Below are 16,733 nucleotides of genomic sequence, written 5' to 3' on the forward strand. Positions count from 1 at the left end.
GACCCCTCCGATCACTGGGCCGGGATCCGCACGTCGCTTTCGGGCACGGGATCCACTACTGCGTGGGGGCGCGGCTCGCTCGGATCGAAGGCGAGATCGCGTTCGGAACGCTGCTGCGGCGTTTCCCGGAACTCGCGCTCGCCGCTGAGCCCGAGTGACGGGAGTCATTCATCCGAGGCTTGGCGTCATTTCGCGTGCGGCCGAAGCCCTGACGGCTGCTCTGGCGGCCGACAGGTCGTCGACCGCGTAAATCTCCGGGCAGGAAGCGATGACGAGGTCCTTTTCTGACGCAACGGTCAGCAAAGAAACTTTCTCGCTCAACGACTTCGCTTGCCTGACAACCCCCTTGGCATCAACGCGGATCAGCGTGACCCACGTCTCCGACCAGGGAAAGTCCGTGACGGCACTGGATTTCCGCAGGCCTTCCACATCGAACTCGGCAAATCTGGGCATGCCACCAAGATAACGAGTGGAGGTTGCGAAAAGTCAAAGATCACCCTTTCACCGCAATGCCGCCAGCAGATGAGACAGGTTGACACCAACGGCGTCCGCCAACCGGCGCACGACTTCCGGAGCGGGTGCCAACGGGTGGGTGTCGCGGGTGGCCGGCAGTCCTTCCCCGCCGGAAAACTTCGATTGCGGAGTAACGGGCGCGAGGATCGGGTAGACGCGCCAGCGCGGCACCTTCGAGTCGGCCATCGCGAGCGTGTTCCCGTGCCACAGCATCACGGCGGATTGACGTTCGTTGCGCGCGAGGACGCAGCCGTAGCCGGTGAGGGTGATCGCGCGTGCGGCCGCACGGACGGGATTGCGGAAATCCCCGTCCACCACCCAAACGCCGTTCATCACCTCCGCGTTGAGCCCTTCGGCCTCCAGCGCGGCGAGCGTCTCGGCGTGCTGGTCGTCCGCGGCGGCCGTGGCCAGTTCCACGACCTCCTGCACCTCCGAGGCCGTCACCACGCGCCCACCTGCCTCCGTGGAGTGGTGCAGGAGGCGTTCGACGTGACGGTCCTCCGCATAGGCCGCCCACTCCTGCGCCTTCTCCCACGCCGCCCGTGCGATGACATCGGCCTCGGAACCACCGCGCAGCCGTGCGTCCTGCAGCAGCTGTGCGAGCACCACGGCGATGACGGAACTCAACAGGGCGTCGTCGCGCGACTCGTCGCCGTCGGGCACGAGAGTGGCCACCAGGTCGCGCAGATCCGCGCGCCAGCTCTCGTCGCCCGCCCACACGCCGATGGCGAGCAGGTTCAGGTAGTGGTCCGCGATGGCCATCCGCACGAGCAACGGCTGAGAGGCCGCCTCACGCGCGTCACGCCGTGCGGACACCTTCATCTGCTGCCGTTCCGCGGGGTCGGCCACGCTCACGCGGATCTTGTCGAGTTCGTCGAGGAAGTCGTCCCACCGGTTCTCCGAAAACCGGGCGAAGACGTCGTCCACCTCATACCTCCAGCTCAAGTCGAGCGACGGACTCGAGTACTCGTCTGGTGCGCGCCACCTCGTGCGCGCGGAACACCGCGGCGCCCGCCAACGCCGCGATCGCCGTCGCGACGAGGGTTCCCTCGACGCGCTCGTGCAGTTCTACGCCGAGGGTCTCCCCGACGAAGTCCTTGTTGGACAACGCCATCAGCACCGGCCACCCGGTCGCCACCAGCTCGTCCGTGTGCCGCACCAGCGCCAGGCTGTGCCATGTGTTCTTGCCGAAGTCGTGTGTGGGGTCGATCAGCACGCTCTTGCGCGGCACACCGAGCGCGACCACCCGCTCGGCGTGCGCGGTCGTCTCCGCGATGACGTCCGCCACGAGGTCCGGATAGCTCACCCTATGCGGGCGCGTCCTGGGTTTCACCCCACCCGTGTGCGAGCAGACGTAGCCGGCGCCGTACTCCGCGGCGACCTCGGCGAGCCGCGGGTCCGCGCCCGCCCACGTGTCGTTGAGCAGGTCCGCCCCGGCCTCGCAGGCGAGCCTGCCGACGTCCGCACGCCACGTGTCGCTGCTGATGACGAGGTCGGGGTAGGCATCGCGCACGCGAGCGATGAACGGCACGACGCGGCGCACTTCCTCGTCGGAGTCGACGAGGTCGCCGGGGCCCGCCTTCACGCCGCCGATGTCGACGATGTCCGCGCCTTCGTCCACCACGCGGTGCACGGCCTCCATGGCGACGTCCTCGGCGTAGGTGGCGCCCTTGTCGTAGAAGGAGTCCGGGGTGCGGTTGATGATCGCCATCACCAGCGCGCGGTCGCGGACGACGGCCCGGCCGCGGAACTGGAGCTCGATCACATCCCGTGTCTACCAGGTGGTCCCCGGCCTTGGCACATGGCGGACGTCTCATACTGCACGGCGTGGAACTGGTTCAGGCGATCGACGAGCTCTGGCAGCGCGGCTGGCTGCCGTACGACGTTCGCGAGGTGGTGTCGCGTTCGCTCTACGAGACGCACACCTCTCTCACGGTGGACGCGATCGCTTTGTCCTGTTCGCCGCATCCCCCGTCGAGAGTGCATCCGCGGTGGCAGCGGCAGCTGGACGAGATCGGTGCCTCCGTGTGGTGGGAGGGCCCGCTGCTGGAGGCGTGGGCCACGCGTCACATCGAGACCGAGGACTTCGCATCTCGGATAGCTGCGAGGCTGGTGTGGTTCTTCCGCCGGTTGCCTCAGTTGCCGCGCATCCTGCCGTTGCCCGGTGACGCGTTGATGTCGGCCGTGCGCGCGGGCGTCGACCCGAAGGTGCTCAACAGGGTGCGCGCGCTGCTCGCGAAGGCCGAGTCGACGTCGTTCCCCGAGGAAGCGGAGGCGCTCTCGGCGAAGGCCCAGCAGCTGATGAACCGGCACGCGCTCGAACGGGCGATGCTCGACGCGGACCTGCCGCCGCTGGCGACGTCGCGGCGGATGTGGCTGGACAAGAACTACTTCAAGGAGAAGTCACGGCTCGTGTACGTGGTGTCGCGGGCGTTCCGGTCGCGTTCCGTGGCTTCTGACGCCTTCGGGTTCGTCACGCTGGTGGGCGACGAGGTGGACCTGGAGAGCGTGGAGCTCCTGTCGACGTCGCTGCTCGTGCAGGCGACGCGGGCGATGGTGGCGATCGGCGGGCAGGCGAGGAAGGGCAGCGAGGCGCGCTCGCGGCCGTTCCGGAAGTCGTTCCTGACGGCCTACGCGACGCGGATCGGCGAGCGGCTGCGGGAGGCGCCTGCCGTTTCCGACGAGCGGCTGCTGCCGGTGCTGGCCAGCCGGCGGCAGGCCGTGGACACGTTGTTCAACGAGATGTTCACTCGGACGAGGACCTCGAGCGTGACGGTCGGGTCGGCAGCCGGGTGGCGTGCGGGGCGTGTCGCGGCGGACTTGGCCGACATCGGGACCGGACGGAACTCCGTGACTTCCGGCTAAGCTGGCGCCGCCGCCCCGCGACCTAGGGTGGTGCACGTCTTTGTTCGGGAAGTCTCTTGCCGTTGCCGCGGTGCTCGCGGTGGCCTGCGCGTCCTCTGCTTCCGCCTCGTTCTCGCTGCTCAGACCACTGACACGGGGCAACGGTGATTCCACGACGCCGGTCATCAGCGCCGATGGGCACTATGTCGCGTTCCCCTCTCTCGCGTCGAACCTCGTGCACGGGGATCGCAACGGCGTGTCCGACATCTTCGTGAAGGATCTGCGCACCGGTGTCGTGCGGTCGGCGTCGCGTGGTGGTGACGGGCCGTCGTTCGATCCGCCCGCGCTGAGTGCGGACGGGCGGTTCGTGGCGTTCGTGTCATCCGCGTCGAATCTGGTCGCCGGTGACACCAACGGCGTTGACGACGTGTTCGTGACCGACATGCGCACTGGGCGGGTGGAGCGCGTCAGTGGCGGTGATGGTCCCGCGTTCGGTAGCCCGGCCATCAGCGCTGATGGACGTTATGTGGCGTTCCGGTCCGAGGCGTCCACGTTGGTGGAGGGGGACACCAACGGCGTGGCGGACGTGTTTCTGGCCGACCGGACATCAGGTGTGGTGAGGCGGATCAGCACATCGGCTTCGGGCGCGCAGGGCGACAAGCTGGTGCACCACGGGCTCGCGATGAGCGCCGACGGGAGGCTCGTCGTTTTCCCTTCCGCCGCAACGAACCTGGTGCCGGACGACACGAACGGGAGCGCGGACATGTTCGTGAAGGACGTCGTTTCCGGTGCCGTGGAACGGGTCAACGTGTCTGCTGATGGTGCGCAGACGTCCTCTTACACGCTGATGCCCGCTATCACGCCGGATGGCTCGCGTGTGTTGTTCGTGGCTTGGGGCGACACGCTGGTGCCCGGTGACACCGAGGACACGCCGGACATCTTCCTGAAGGACTTGCGCACCAAGGCGATCACGCGCGTGAACACGCGTCCTGACGGGACGGTGTCGGACGCGCAGCCGTACCAGCCGTCGGTGAGCGCGGACGGCCGCTTCGTCGTGTTCTCGTCGCTGGCGTCGAATCTGGTTCCGCGCGACACCAACAACGTGGACGACGTGTTCCTGAAGGATATGCGCACGGGTTCGATGACGCGCCTGAGCGAGCGTTTCGGCAAACAGGGCAACGACTTCTCGCTGGCACCGACGATCAGCGCCGACGGCCGCTCGGTGGTGTTCTCGTCGAAGGCCACGAACCTGACCCCCACCCCTTCGAGTGAACTCCTCCTTCACAACCGCATCTGAAGGCACCTCCCCGCGAAAAACCGTCAGACCCCCTCCCTAACGTCCACCCCATGACATCCACCTACCGCAACGAGATCAAGCTCGGCGAGGTCAACTACCGGCTGAGCGCGACGACGGACTCCGCGGAGTCCCTGACGCTGGAACTGCTGGGAGTGCTCGACTCGGGAGAGGTGATCGCGGACGGCCGCCTTCGACTGCCGGTCGAGGGCGGCGCCACGGTCGGCAAGCTCCTGTCACGCGTCCTGGGCGCCCACACGCGCCTGCGTGGCCGCGCGTCCCGCTACGCCAACGCCAACCAGCCCTGGACCGACTCCCTCGACGCCGCCCTGCGCACCACCTGGCTCACCCCGACCGACATCCCGGCCCAAACGCTGATCAGGTCCATCGCCGACGACATGCAACGCTCCCCCACGGCCATCCGGGCCCGCCTGGCCCGCGTGGGCTGCGACCCGGACATCCCGGGCCGCGAACTCTCCGCCGCGGCCGCCACCCTGCTGGGGCCGATGTCAGGGACCACTCAGGGAAAGACCTGATTCGCCCCGCTCCGTCCGGGCGGACCCTGGAGCCGTAAGCACCATGAGTCTCAGGGGGTAACAGTGGAAATCAGCGGCTTGTTCACCGCACTGCTCTTCGGAGCCGTCATCGGCGGTCTGGGCCGCCTGGTGGTCCCCGGCAGGCAACACGTCTCGCTGCTGGCCACCATCGTGGTAGGCATCGTCGCCGCCCTGCTGGGCACCGCGGCGGCCACGGTCCTGGGCGTCGCCGACACCCCGGGAATCGACTGGATCGAGCTGGCCCTCCAGGTAGGCCTCGCCGGCGCCGGCGTGACCATCCTGGCCAACCGCTCGAAGCCCAAACTCCCCCACTGACCCCATCCGGACACGGGCGGCCACGCCGCCCGCCACCCATCACCCACCGGCCGACAGACCCGAGCCGCCGTGCCCTCCGCCGCCTCGACGCGCGGACCGCACCGCTCCCCAACGGGTCCTCGGCCCTCAACCCGGCCACCGGACCAAGTCGCGCTGCCTCCGCCACGACGCCGCGCCCGGATCGCACCGCGCCAACCGGTCCTCGGGCCGGGACGCGACCACCGGACCCGAGCTACCGTGCCGCCCGCCGCTCAACGCGCCCGGACCGCACCGCGAACAACGGGCCACCGGCCCTGCCACCAAGATCCGAGGCGCATTGTTCTCACAACACGCAGACTCGCCGCACTTCCCGCTCCACCAAGCCCACGACCGTGGCGCGCCGACGATCCCAGGAAGGCTCGGCGCCACCGGGTGACTGAACGCCGCCAGGCCGTCCTGGAGGCATCCGTCCCTCGGCGGGTCCCGCGAACTTCTAGTCGGTCGGCTTCAGCGCCTGGTACGCCGGCCGCAGCAGGTCGACGAGGTTCGAGCGGCCCACGGTGATCGGTACGCCGTCGAGCTGGTCGAGCACCGCGTCCACGCGCACCACCGCGGTGGGGTCGCCGAGGTTGAGGCTCGTCGCGGTCTGCTTCTGCCAGAACGTGTCGAGGCACTTGGTCAGCGGCGGAGCTTCGTCGCGCACGATCGCCGAACGGGTGGCGCCGCGCAGCGTGCGGAGGCGTTCGAGCAGGTCCTCGCGACTGCGGCCGCGCCAGGCGAAGATCTCGAACGGGTCGTTGTCGAACGACTCGGCGAGCAGGTAGCAGGTGGCGGCGAGGTGTTTGCACGGCACCTCCCAGTCCGGGCAGGTGCAGTCCATCGTCAGTTCACGGGAGGTGGCCGGGAAGAGTTGCAGGCCCAGGGAGGCGAACAGGGTCTCGATGTCGGGTGGCATCTCGCCCGCGAGCAGCTTGGCCGCGTACAGGGCCTGGCCTGCCAGGGCGTGTTCGATGCGCTGCCATTCCGGGGTGGTGAAGGCCTTGATGGCGATGCGCACCTTGTACGGCGTGGGGCGTGAGCCCTGCACCAGCGCGATGACCATGCTCGTGGACAACGACAACGAGAGCACCTGGCCCTGGCGCGCGTAGTTGCGGCCTCTGGTCAGGCGGCCGCCCATGCCGAACGACTCGAGCACGTCGATGAAACGGCGTGACCACCAGGTGGCGCCGATGTCGCCGCGTTTGCTGCGGGCCTTGAGGCCGTTGTCGACCTTGATGGTCTTGCCGTAGCGAGGGCCGGTCCAGTGTTCACTCACCGACGGCCTCCCCGGAGAGCGTCAGGAGGTCGCGCAGCTGGGCTGTCGACAGTTCGGTGAGCCAGTTCTCGCCGGCGCCGACCACGAGCTGGGCCAGTGCGCGCTTCTCTTCGATCATGGTGTCGATGCGTTCTTCGAGCGTGCCGATGCAGACGAACTTGCGCACCTGCACGTTGCGGCGCTGGCCGATGCGGAACGCGCGGTCGGTCGCCTGGTCCTCGACCGCCGGGTTCCACCAGCGGTCGAGGTGGATCACGTGGTTGGCGGCGGTCAGGTTGAGGCCTGTGCCGCCCGCCTTCAACGACAACAGGAACAGGGAGGGGCCACGCGAGTCCTGGAAGCGTTCGACCATGCGGTCGCGGGTCGCCTTGTTCGTGCCGCCGTGCAGGAACATCACCTCGGTGTCGAAGCGCGCCGCCAGATACGGCACGAGCATGCTGCCGAACTCGGTGAACTGCGTGAAGCACAAGGCCTTGTCGCCCTCGGCGAGCACTTCCTCGAGCACCTCCTCGAGGCGCGCGAGCTTGCCGGAGCGGCCGGCGACGCGCGAGCCGTCGCCGAGGAAGTGCGCGGGATGGTTGCAGACCTGCTTGAGCTTCGACATCGTCGCGAGCACGAGGCCCTTGCGCGCGATGCCCTCGGACTCCTCGATCTTCTCCAGCATGTCGTTGACGACGGCCTGGTAGAGCGAGGCCTGCTCGGTGGTGAGGTTGCACAGCTGGCGCATCTCGACCTTGTCCGGCAGGTCGCTGATGATGCGCGGGTCGGTCTTCACGCGGCGCAGCACGAACGGGTTCGTGATCTTGCGCAGGCGGGCGGCGGCGTCCTGGTCGTTGTGGCGTTCGACCGGGACGGCGAAGCGGGCGCGGAACGTGTTGATGGTGCCGAGCACGCCGGGGTTGGCGAAGTCCATGATCGACCACAGCTCGGCCAGCCGGTTCTCCACGGGCGTGCCGGTCAGCGCGACGCGGTGGCGTGCCTTGAGCCTGCGCACCGCCTGGGACTGGCGGGTGGCGCTGTTCTTGATGTTCTGCGCCTCGTCGAGCACCACGCGGTCCCAGGTGAGGTCGCCGAGCGCGTCGGCGTCGCGGGCGGCCAGCGCGTAGGTAGTCAGCACCAGGTCGTGGCTCTCCACCGCCTCTCGCAGCGCGTCGCCGTCCAGGCGGTCCGCGCCGTGGTGCACGTGCACCGAGAGTTCCGGGGTGAACCGGGCGGCTTCGCGCTGCCAGTTGCCGACTACCGACATCGGGCAGATCAGCAACGTCGGCGGCCGCTTGCCGTGAGCACGGTTCAGCGCTTCGAGCGCCAGCAGCTGAACGGTCTTGCCGAGGCCCATGTCGTCCGCGAGGCACGCGCCCAGGCCGATCTTGTCGAGGAACGCGAGCCACGCGAGACCTCGCTGCTGGTACGGGCGCAGCAGCGCACCGAAGCTCGACGGCGGCTCGACGGGTTGGATCTGCTCGTCCGCCTTGCCGGACAACAGGTCCCCGAGCCAGCCGTCGGCCTCGACGGAGGTCAGCGGCAGCGGCAGACTCTCGTCCTCCTCGGTCAGTCCACTGTGGAGCATCACCTCGGCGGCGGTCATCCGGCCGCCGCCGCGCTTGAGGAACGCGAGCCCCGCGGCGAGGCGCTTCTGGTCGACCTGCACCCACTGGCCGCGCACTTTCACCAGCGGCACCTTCGCCCTGGCGAGCTCGGCCAGCTCGGCGTCGGTGAGCGTGTCCTCACCGAGTGCGAGCTCCCACTTGTAGTCCACAATGGACTTCAGGCCGATCTCGCTCTCCTTGGCGACGGTTCCTGCCGTGCCGCGGCTCTTCGCCGTGAGCTTCAGGCCGAGCCGCACCCGCTGCTGCCACCACGACGGCAGCAGCACGCCGAACCCCGCCTGCGCCAGCACGGGCGCCGCCGTCAGGAACCGGTACGCACCCTCGGCGTCGACCTCCATCTCGGCCGGGTGCGAGCCGCGCAACGCCTCGTCGAGGTCGGGGTGCAGCCTGCTCGCACGCCCTAGGTCGGCCAGCAGGTGCTCCTGCGGTGCCGGGATCCAGCGCCGCAGCACGCTGTCGTCCGCGAACCACACCTGATGAGCCGGCACCAGCACGCTCGGCTCGTCGACGGCCTGGAGCAGGAACTCGACCGCCCACTCGTCCTCGTCGCGCTGCTCGGGCGAGCGCAACCGGAAGCACGTACGCACCGGGCTCTCGTTGCCCGCGCTGTCCCTCCACCGGTCTAGCTGTTCACGCAGCTCGTAGAGCTCGACCGGGTCCGCGTCGAACACGGGCTCCCCGGTGAGCGCGGCGAGCCAGGCCTCCGCGGTCGTCGCACGGCCGCGGCGTTTCGGCGCGAGATCCAGGCCGGCCAACCGGCTTCTGACCTGCTCGTCGACGGCGGTCGTGAGCGCCGCGCGCACCAGTTCGGCCGGGTCGCTGACGATCTCCTCGCACCGGCAGGCGGGCGGCATCGCGGCCTGCAGCGCCGCGAACCGCGCCGAGTCCGTGCCCGACAGCACCGGCACCCACCGCGCGACGGCCTGGTCCGGGGCCACCGACGGCAGCACACGGCCGCGGTCGACGAGATCGGCGGCGAACCCGGCCACGTCGAACACGAACCGCGCCGAGTCGCTCAGCCGCACCTCGCCGCCGGGCTCCGGCCTGGCCGTCAGCCGGATCGTGGGCACTCCCCACTGCCGCAGCCCGACCTTGCCGCGCTGCGCCCGCCCCGCCGCCAACGGGTCGCGCACCAGCTCAGGCGACGCCATCGGCCCGGAGGAGAACGACGGCAGCAGCAACGCCCGCGTGGTCGTCTTGAGCGCTTCCTGCCCGAGCGCGACGGCCAGGGACTCGGCCGTCGCCGCGAACGGGTGCGGCGCATCCCGCCGCGTGCTCTCACTGCGAGCGGGCAGCCCGGAGTCCTCCGCCCACAGCGCGAGGACGCCGTCGGTCGTGCACAGACCATGCAGTACGAGCACCCCAGAACCCTATGTGCTCACATTGCGCCATGGTCGATGACTCCCCTGTCGTGCTGGACGGTCAGTCCCTCGGCGCCGACGACGTGGTCCGCGTCGCGAGATACCACGCCCCTGTGGCCCTTCACACCGACGGGCTCGACCGTCTCGAAGCGTCGTGGCGCGCCAGCCAGCGCCTGGTGGTGCGACGGCAGGTCTACGGCCGCACCACCGGTGTCGGCGCGAACCGTGACCAGATCGTCAGCACCGAGGGCTGGGCCGAGCACGGCCTCCGCCTGCTGCGCAGCCACGCGGGCGGCCTCGGCGGCATGCTCCCCGAGGAACAGGTGCGGGCCATGATGGTCGTGCGCCTCAACCAGCTGCTCGCGGGCGGCGCGGGCGTGCGCAGATCCGTGGCCGACGCTCTGCAGACCGCTCTGAACAGCAGCTGCTACCCCGGCGTGCACGAGTACGGCGCCATCGGCACGGGCGACCTCACGGCACTGGCCGAGACCGGCCTGACCCTGCTCGGCGAACGCTACTGGCTCGGCTCGACGCAGACCCCCGACCCGATCGAGCTGGACTCGGGCGACGCGCTGGCGTTGATCAGCAGCAACGCCCTGACCATCGGCATGGCGGGCCTCGCCTGGCAGGACGCCCACCAGCTGCTCAAGGCCACCCACGTCGTGGCGGCGCTGTCGTTCCTCGCCGTGGACGGAGCCGTCGAGGCCTACGACGAACGCGTGCACCTCGGCCGCCCGCACCCCGGTCAGGTGGCGGTGGCCGCCGAGATGCGCCGGTTACTCGGCGAGCCGTCACGCCCACCCGCCCGCATCCAGGACCCGTTCGGCTACCGCTGCTTCCCACAGATCCACGGCCCGGCCGTCGACGCCGCCACCGACCTCGCCCGCGTCCTCGACGTCGAGTTCAACGCCGCCGCCGAGAACCCGTTGATCGTCGCCGACCAGTTCGGCCCGGACGACGACGCCGCGTACCACCACGGCGCCTTCCACAGCGCGTACCTCGGCCAGGCGCTGGACCGCCTGCGGTTGTCGATGCTGCACACCGGCCACCTCTCGACCGCCCGTCTCGCCACCCTGGTCGAACCGAACTTCACGGGCCTGCGCCCGTTTCTCGCCGAAGGCGTGCGGGGCAGCTCGGGCGTGATGATCCTCGAGTACAGCGCCAACTCCGCGCTGGCGGAGGTCCGCACGCTCGCCGAGCCCGCGAGCATCGGCAACGCCGTGGTGTCGCGCGGCCAGGAGGAGAACTCGAGCTTCGCCTTCCAGTCCGCGTCGCAGGCGCTGCGGTCGCTGGGAGCGTTCCGGCTGGTGCTGGCCTGCGAGATCGTGGCGGCCGTACGCGCTCTGCGGTTGCGCGGCATACGGCCGGACACCGCACCGTTGCGGGCCGCCTTCGAGATGGCCGAGGCGAAGCTCAACCCGGACATGGCCGACCGCCAGCTCAGCCCGGACGTCGAAGTGGCGTCGGCACTTCTGGACGACTTCGCCTCCTGCTGATCTCGCCCTTGATCTCCACCTTTGTCGAGCTTTTACGGTGGGCGTGACCGAGGAGATCGAGGTGGGGATGTGGTCGTGATGAGGGCTGTCCGCGTGCACGAGTTCGGTGGACCTGAGGTGCTGCGCGTCGACGAGATTCCCGAGCCGGTGGCCGGTCCGGGACAGGTGGTGGTCGGCATGACCATCGCCGACGTGCTCTTCCTGGACACGCTGTTGCGCAGCGGCTGGGGCGGCGAGTTCTTCCCGCGCAGGCCTCCGTACGTGCCTGGGGGAGGCGGCGCGGGGCACGTGCTGTCGGTCGGCGAGGGCGTGGACCCGGCCTGGCTCGGCCGGCACGTCATCGGCCGCGGGCCCGAGGGCTACGCGGAACAGGTCGTCTTCGCGGCCGACGAGATCGTCGCGGTCCCGGAGGGCCTGGGCTCGGCCGAGGCAACCGCGATGCTCCACGACGGAGCCACCGCGGTGAACATCTCCCGCCGGGTGAAGGTCGAGCGTGGCGACTGGGTCCTGATCGCGGCGGCCGCGGGCGGCGCGGGTTCGGTGCTGGTGCAACTGATGCGCGACGCCGGCGCACGGGTCATCGCCGCCGCTCGCGGCGAACGCAAACTCTCCCTGACCCGCGAACTCGGCGCGGAGGTGACCGTCGACTACTCACTCCCCGGCTGGCAGGACCAAGTCCGCGATGCGGCCGGCGACATCGGCGTGGCGTTCGACGGCGCGGGAGGAGCCCTCGGCAAGGCCACGTTCGAGACCGTGGCCCGCGGCGGCCACTTCGTGACGTACGGCAGCTCGGACGGGTTCGCCGACATCGACCCGGAGCTGGCGAGCCGCCGGCAGGTGCACGTCGACAACGTGCTCGCTACGGCTCCGGACACGGCGACCGTGCACGAACACCTCACGGAGGCGCTCGCACTCACCGCGCAGGGCCGGATCCGTCCGGTGATCGGCGCGACCTATCCGCTGGCGGAGGCCGAAAAGGCGCACAGGTCGTTGGAGGAACGCACGACGCTCGGCAAGTCGCTGCTGCTCATTTAGCGTTATCAGCAAAGTCGCCTCTGGCACCTCCAGCCGATGTGATGATCCTCTTCATGGATCTCGCACACGATGAACTCGGCTCCGGCGCACCACTGCTGGTCGTGCCCGGCGGCCCGCTGCTCGCCCCGTCCTACCTGGGCGACCTGGGCGGGATCCCCGCACGCCTGCATCTGCTGCACCTGCGCGGCACCGGGAGGTCCGGCCCCGCCGACCCGGCGGACCTGCGCTTCGACCTGCACGTCGACGACGTCGAGGCCTACCGCGCCCACGCCGGTCTCGACCCGGTGGACGTGCTGGCGCACTCGGCGGGCGCGGCCATCGCGATCCGGTACGCGCTGCGCTACCCGTCGCACGTGCGCCGGTTGGTGCTCGTGACACCCAGCCTGCGATCCCTCGGCACCGGTCCGGACCTGGCGCAGCTGCGGGCCGTCGCGGAGTCCAGGTCCGACGAGCCCTGGTACCCGGCGATCAAGGAGTCGCTCGAGGCAGTGCTCGCCGGCAGTGTCGCGGGAACTGATTGGGCCGCGATGACTCCTTTCTTCTACGCACGGTGGGACGACGCCGCACAGGAACACGCCCGCACGGCCGAGGCCACGCGGCTGCCCAACGCGGCGTCCGCCTACTACGCGGCCGGTGCGCCGGTCGCGACGCCGGAGGAGCTTGCCGGGCTGGACCTCCCGGTGTTGATGCTGGCCGGTGAGGTCGACGCGACTCCGTCGCCCGCCGCGGCGCGGCAGGCGGCTCAGTTGTTCCAGCGCTGCGATGTGGTGGTGCAGCCCGGTGCCGGGCACTACCCGTGGCAGGACGATCCCGCCTTCTTCCGGAACGCGATCGCCGACTTCCTGGCCGGGTGACCGCTGCCGGGTGGTGTGGAGCAGGCGGCGCGCCGAAGGCTGGCCTCGCCCGCAGGGATGGCGGGCACGGCTGGGGGCTGGCAGGACTGGGCGGACACGCAAGGCCGGGCGCGGAGGCGCGCACCGCTGGGGCTGGCAGGGCTGAGCTGGGCGGGCTGGGCATTCAGCTGTTGTCGCCGACCGGTGAAGCGAGCCACTCGGCTGCTCCCCGCACACCACTGCCGTGCCGCGCCCCCTGTGCCAGGCACGACCATCGCGACCGGCTCCTCGTTCGTGCGCGAGTGGCCGGGGTGCGCCGCCATCCCCGGTGCGGCGCATCCCGGCTCAGCCCGTCAGCCGCCCGCCACCGACGGCAGGATCTGGATCTCGGCGCCCGCCGGGAGCGGGGTGGCCGGGCCGGAGAGGCGGCGGCACTCCTCGCCGTTGACGTAGAAGTTCACGTAGCGGCGTAAGGCGGCGCGTTCGTCGCGCAGGCGGCGGTCGAGGGCCGGGTAGGTGTCGGCGAGGACGTCCAGAGCCGCGCCCAGGGTGGCTGGTTCGGGGACGTCGACGTCCAGGTGTGCGGCGCCGTCGGTCGCGGTGCGGAGGACGCCAGGGATCAGGACCGTCACCTTCACGTCGGGATCACCGCTGCCCGCACCGACATCACGTCCGGCAGGTGGGCCGCCACCTGGTGCCAGGTCTCGCCCTCGTCCGGGCTCGCGTAGACCTCGCCCGAGCGCGAGCCGAAGTAGACGCCGGGGACCTCGGCGTTGTCGGTGCACATCGCGTCGCGCATCACGGCGGTCCAGAAGTTGTCGGGCAGGCCGGTGCCCAGGGCCTCCCAGGACTTGCCCGCGTCGCGCGAGCGGTAGACGCGGCACTTGCCCTCCGGCGGGAAGCGGCGGCCGTCCGCCTCGATCGGGAACGTGAAGATCGTGTCCGGGTCGTTGGGGTGGACGACCATGGCGAAGCCGAAGTCGGTGGGCAAGCCGTCCGCGATGGACTGCCAGGTGTCGCCGCCGTCGTCGCTGCGGTAGACGCCGTGGTGGTTCTGGGCGTAGAAGCGCGACGGGTTCGCCGGGTGTTGCGCGACCTTGTGCACGCACTGGCCGAACTCCGGCCACGGGTCGGGGAAGAAGTACGCCTTGATGCCCTTGTTGCGGGCTTCCCAGGACTTGCCGCCGTCCGCCGTGCGGTAGACGCCGCCGGTCGACATCGCGACGAGCACGCGGTCCGGGTCGGACGGGTCGGGGACGATCGTGTGGACAGCCTGGCCGCCGAAACCCGCCTCCCACTCCGGGCGGTGCGGGTGGTTCCAGAGGCCTTCCACGAACTCGAACGAGCGGCCGCCGTCCGTCGACTTGAACAGGGCCGAGGGCTGGGTGCCCGCCCACACCACGCCCGGCTGGGAAGCCGGCGCCGGCTGGATTTGCCACACGCGTTCCAAAGCGGCGTCGTCCACCGGGAACGCGATCGGCGGCGACGAGGACTCCTCCCACGTGGCGCCAAGATCGTCCGAAATGGACACGCCCGGCCCGAAGTGCGGTGAGGACACCCCGGCGAGCAGGCGCAGACCGGAGCGGGTGTCGAAGGCGACCGCGTACACCTCCTGCATCGCGTGGTGCGGCCCGTCGACCTGCCACGTGACCCGATCCTCGCTGCGGGCGAGCCACAGCCCCTTGCGCGTCCCGATCGCCACGACCACCGTCATCTCAACCTGACCTCCCTGCGGAAGATGTGATGCGGAGCACGTTACGCCGGGGGTCCGACAATTTCCGGGCGTGCGGGAAACCCCACGTAGACCGACAAGTTACTCACTGGTAGCGTCCGAAAAAGGAGACGCAAGGAGGCGCCAGTGCTGCTCGACCCGAACCACTACGACCCCGCCCACCTCGACGACGAGACACGCCGCCTGCTCAGGGCGACGATCGACTGGTTCGAGGCCCGCGGCAAGCGGCAGCTGATCGCGGACGCGCAGGACAAGGTCTGGTACACGGAGTTCCTGGACTTCGTGAAGCGGGAGAAACTCTTCGCCACCTTCTGCACGCCGAGCAGCGTCGACCCCACCAAGCGCTGGGACGCCGCCCGCAACGCCGCGTTCAGCGAGGTGCTCGGCTTCTACGGCCTGCAGTACTGGTACGCCTGGCAGGTCACGGTGCTCGGCCTCGGCCCTATCTGGATGAGCGGCAACGAGGAGGCAAAGCAGAAGGCAGCGGCCCTCCTCGACAGCGGCGCGGTCTTCGCGTTCGGCCTCTCCGAGAAGGAGCACGGCGCCGACGTCTACAACACCGACATGATCGTCACGAAGACCGACGACGGCTCCGGAGACATTTCATTCAGGGCAAACGGCAGCAAGTACTACATCGGCAACGGCAACGTCGCCGGCATGGTCAGCGTCTTCGGCAAGCTCGACGACGAGTACCTCTTCTTCGCCGTCGACAGCCAGCACGAGAACTTCAAGCTCATCAAGAACGTCGTCGACAGCCAGATGTTCGTGAGCGAGTTCCGCCTCGACGACTACCCGCTGACGGACTCGGACATCCTCCACCGCGGCCCCGATGCGTTCTCCGCCGCGCTGAACACCGTCAACGTCGGCAAGTTCAACCTCTGCACGGCCAGCATCGGCATCTGCGAGCACTCCTTCTACGAGGCGATCACCCACGCCCACAACCGGATCCTCTACGGCAACCCGGTCACGAACTTCCCGCACGTGCGCCAGAACTTCGTCGACGCGTACGCGCGCCTCACCGCGATGAAGCTCTTCGCGGACCGCAGCGTCGACTACTTCCGCTCAGCCAACGAGAACGACCGCCGCTACCTCCTCTTCAACCCCATCACCAAGATGAAGGTCACGAGCGAGGGCGAGCACGTCATCGACCTGCTCTGGGACGTCATCGCCGCCAAGGGCTTCGAGAAGGACACCTACTTCACCCGTGCCACGGCCGACATCCGCGCACTGCCCAAGCTCGAGGGCACCGTGCACGTGAACCTGGCCCTGGTGCTGAAGTTCATGCCGAACTACCTCTTCAACCCGAAGGCCTACGACGAGGTCCCGACCCGCCACGACGCGAGCGACGACGACTTCTTCTGGCACCAGGGCCCCGCGCGCGGCCTCGGCAAGATCCAGTTCCACGACTGGGAGCCGATCTACACCGAGCACGCGCACCTGCCGAACGTCGCTCTCTTCCACGAGCAGGCCAAGGCGATCAAGACCCTGCTCACCACCGCCGCACCGGACGAGAAGCAGCGGCAGGACCTCGACTTCCTGCTGAACCTCGGCCACCTCTTCACCCTGGTCGTCTACGGCCAGCTGGTGCTGGAGCAGGCCAAGATCACCGGCACCGACTCCAACGTCCTCGACCAGATCTTCGACGTCCTGGTCCGCGACTTCGCCGGCTACGCGACCGCGCTGCACGGCAAGGCCAGCAGCACCGAGGCGCAGCAGCAGTGGGCCGTCGGCCAGGTCCGCAAGCCGCACGTCGACCAGGCCCGCTTCGACGCCGTCTGGCAGCAGGTCGTCGGGCTGTCCGGCCAGTACGAGATGCGTCCGTAGCAAGACGCGCGGAGGGCGAAGCGACAGC

16 protein-coding genes are annotated in these 16,733 nt (G+C 69.6%); 9 read left to right on the forward strand and 7 right to left on the reverse strand.

Annotated features, from left to right (window positions below):
- Nucleotides 1-14: 14 nt before the first annotated feature.
- Nucleotides 15-158 carry a cytochrome P450 gene (locus JOD27_RS22680; protein ID WP_372441725.1) on the forward strand — a complete coding sequence of 48 codons (144 nt, stop codon included), beginning with the start codon at nucleotides 15-17 and terminating at the stop codon, nucleotides 156-158.
- A gap of 10 nt (nucleotides 159-168) precedes the next feature.
- Here the strand turns inward: JOD27_RS22680 and JOD27_RS22685 are convergent, their stop codons facing one another.
- Genes JOD27_RS22685 through folP form a run of 3 tightly spaced genes read right to left on the reverse strand, consistent with a single transcriptional unit; the run spans nucleotide 169 to nucleotide 2,278 of the window.
- Entirely contained in the window at nucleotides 169-453 is a 285-nt protein-coding gene (locus JOD27_RS22685; protein ID WP_204764265.1) for a hypothetical protein, read from the reverse strand.
- A 48-nt stretch (nucleotides 454-501) separates the two neighbouring features.
- Nucleotides 502-1,440: a hypothetical protein gene (locus tag JOD27_RS22690; protein WP_204764266.1), complete on the reverse strand. Its 939-nt coding sequence runs from the start codon at nucleotides 1,438-1,440 to the stop codon at nucleotides 502-504.
- Between the two features lies 1 nt (nucleotide 1,441).
- The gene (gene folP, locus JOD27_RS22695; RefSeq protein ID WP_204764267.1) at nucleotides 1,442-2,278 is read right to left on the reverse strand and encodes a dihydropteroate synthase; all 837 of its coding nucleotides are present in this window, start codon (nucleotides 2,276-2,278) and stop codon (nucleotides 1,442-1,444) included.
- A 62-nt stretch (nucleotides 2,279-2,340) separates the two neighbouring features.
- On the opposite strand from folP, the gene JOD27_RS22700 reads away from it, so the two are divergent.
- The 4 genes from JOD27_RS22700 (at nucleotide 2,341) to JOD27_RS22715 (ending at nucleotide 5,523) form a co-directional block, all read left to right on the forward strand.
- Nucleotides 2,341-3,378: a DUF2786 domain-containing protein gene (locus JOD27_RS22700; protein WP_204764268.1), complete on the forward strand. Its 1,038-nt coding sequence runs from the start codon at nucleotides 2,341-2,343 to the stop codon at nucleotides 3,376-3,378.
- Nucleotides 3,379-3,418: 40 nt separating this feature from the next.
- The gene (locus tag JOD27_RS22705; RefSeq protein ID WP_204764269.1) at nucleotides 3,419-4,654 is read left to right on the forward strand and encodes a TolB family protein; all 1,236 of its coding nucleotides are present in this window, start codon (nucleotides 3,419-3,421) and stop codon (nucleotides 4,652-4,654) included.
- A gap of 50 nt (nucleotides 4,655-4,704) precedes the next feature.
- Nucleotides 4,705-5,187 (forward strand): hypothetical protein, encoded by a 483-nt coding sequence (locus JOD27_RS22710; RefSeq protein WP_204764270.1) that lies wholly within the window; start codon nucleotides 4,705-4,707, stop codon nucleotides 5,185-5,187.
- Between the two features lie 63 nt (nucleotides 5,188-5,250).
- Nucleotides 5,251-5,523 carry a GlsB/YeaQ/YmgE family stress response membrane protein gene (locus JOD27_RS22715; protein WP_204764271.1) on the forward strand — a complete coding sequence of 91 codons (273 nt, stop codon included), beginning with the start codon at nucleotides 5,251-5,253 and terminating at the stop codon, nucleotides 5,521-5,523.
- Between the two features lie 472 nt (nucleotides 5,524-5,995).
- On the opposite strand, the gene JOD27_RS46720 is transcribed toward JOD27_RS22715, so the two are convergent.
- Both JOD27_RS46720 and JOD27_RS22725 read right to left on the reverse strand, forming a co-directional pair.
- On the reverse strand, nucleotides 5,996-6,817 hold the full coding sequence (locus JOD27_RS46720; protein WP_204764272.1) for an SWIM zinc finger family protein: 822 nt from the start codon (nucleotides 6,815-6,817) through the stop codon (nucleotides 5,996-5,998).
- On the reverse strand, nucleotides 6,810-9,785 hold the full coding sequence (locus tag JOD27_RS22725; protein ID WP_204764273.1) for a DEAD/DEAH box helicase: 2,976 nt from the start codon (nucleotides 9,783-9,785) through the stop codon (nucleotides 6,810-6,812). Before JOD27_RS22725 ends, JOD27_RS46720 begins: the two co-directional genes overlap by 8 nt.
- Before the next feature lie 29 nt (nucleotides 9,786-9,814).
- Here JOD27_RS22725 and JOD27_RS22730 point away from each other — a divergent pair, with 29 nt between their 5' ends.
- The 3 genes from JOD27_RS22730 (at nucleotide 9,815) to JOD27_RS22740 (ending at nucleotide 13,170) form a co-directional block, all read left to right on the forward strand.
- Nucleotides 9,815-11,281, forward strand: a complete 1,467-nt coding sequence (locus JOD27_RS22730) for an aromatic amino acid ammonia-lyase (protein ID WP_204764274.1) — start codon at nucleotides 9,815-9,817, stop codon at nucleotides 11,279-11,281.
- A 78-nt stretch (nucleotides 11,282-11,359) separates the two neighbouring features.
- Nucleotides 11,360-12,316 (forward strand): zinc-binding dehydrogenase, encoded by a 957-nt coding sequence (locus tag JOD27_RS22735; RefSeq protein ID WP_204764275.1) that lies wholly within the window; start codon nucleotides 11,360-11,362, stop codon nucleotides 12,314-12,316.
- Nucleotides 12,317-12,369: 53 nt separating this feature from the next.
- Entirely contained in the window at nucleotides 12,370-13,170 is an 801-nt protein-coding gene (locus tag JOD27_RS22740) for an alpha/beta fold hydrolase (protein ID WP_204764276.1), read from the forward strand.
- Between the two features lie 332 nt (nucleotides 13,171-13,502).
- Here JOD27_RS22740 and JOD27_RS22745 read toward each other — a convergent pair whose 3' ends face one another.
- Both JOD27_RS22745 and JOD27_RS22750 read right to left on the reverse strand, forming a co-directional pair.
- A complete protein-coding gene (locus tag JOD27_RS22745; protein ID WP_204764277.1) occupies nucleotides 13,503-13,787 on the reverse strand; it encodes a MoaD/ThiS family protein in 285 nt (94 codons plus the stop codon).
- Nucleotides 13,784-14,863, reverse strand: a complete 1,080-nt coding sequence (locus JOD27_RS22750; RefSeq protein ID WP_204764278.1) for a WD40/YVTN/BNR-like repeat-containing protein — start codon at nucleotides 14,861-14,863, stop codon at nucleotides 13,784-13,786. Before JOD27_RS22750 ends, JOD27_RS22745 begins: the two co-directional genes overlap by 4 nt.
- Nucleotides 14,864-15,007: 144 nt before the next feature.
- Here JOD27_RS22750 and JOD27_RS22755 point away from each other — a divergent pair, with 144 nt between their 5' ends.
- On the forward strand, nucleotides 15,008-16,705 hold the full coding sequence (locus tag JOD27_RS22755) for an acyl-CoA dehydrogenase family protein (protein WP_204764279.1): 1,698 nt from the start codon (nucleotides 15,008-15,010) through the stop codon (nucleotides 16,703-16,705).
- Nucleotides 16,706-16,733 lie beyond the last annotated feature (28 nt).

Source organism: Lentzea nigeriaca (assembly GCF_016907955.1).
Classification (GTDB): Bacteria; Actinomycetota; Actinomycetes; order Mycobacteriales; family Pseudonocardiaceae; genus Lentzea; species Lentzea nigeriaca.

What these genes read in the sequence shown, in the direction of transcription:
- JOD27_RS22710 (WP_204764270.1), top strand. Translation starts at nt 4,705, where the DNA reads ATGACATCCACCTACCGCAACGAGATCAAGCTCGGCGAGGTCAACTAC.
- JOD27_RS22750 (WP_204764278.1), bottom strand. Translation starts at nt 14,863, where the DNA reads ATGACGGTGGTCGTGGCGATCGGGACGCGCAAGGGGCTGTGGCTCGCC.
- JOD27_RS22730 (WP_204764274.1), top strand. Translation starts at nt 9,815, where the DNA reads ATGGTCGATGACTCCCCTGTCGTGCTGGACGGTCAGTCCCTCGGCGCC.
- JOD27_RS22685 (WP_204764265.1), bottom strand. Translation starts at nt 453, where the DNA reads ATGCCCAGATTTGCCGAGTTCGATGTGGAAGGCCTGCGGAAATCCAGT.
- JOD27_RS22740 (WP_204764276.1), top strand. Translation starts at nt 12,370, where the DNA reads ATGGATCTCGCACACGATGAACTCGGCTCCGGCGCACCACTGCTGGTC.
- JOD27_RS22735 (WP_204764275.1), top strand. Translation starts at nt 11,360, where the DNA reads ATGAGGGCTGTCCGCGTGCACGAGTTCGGTGGACCTGAGGTGCTGCGC.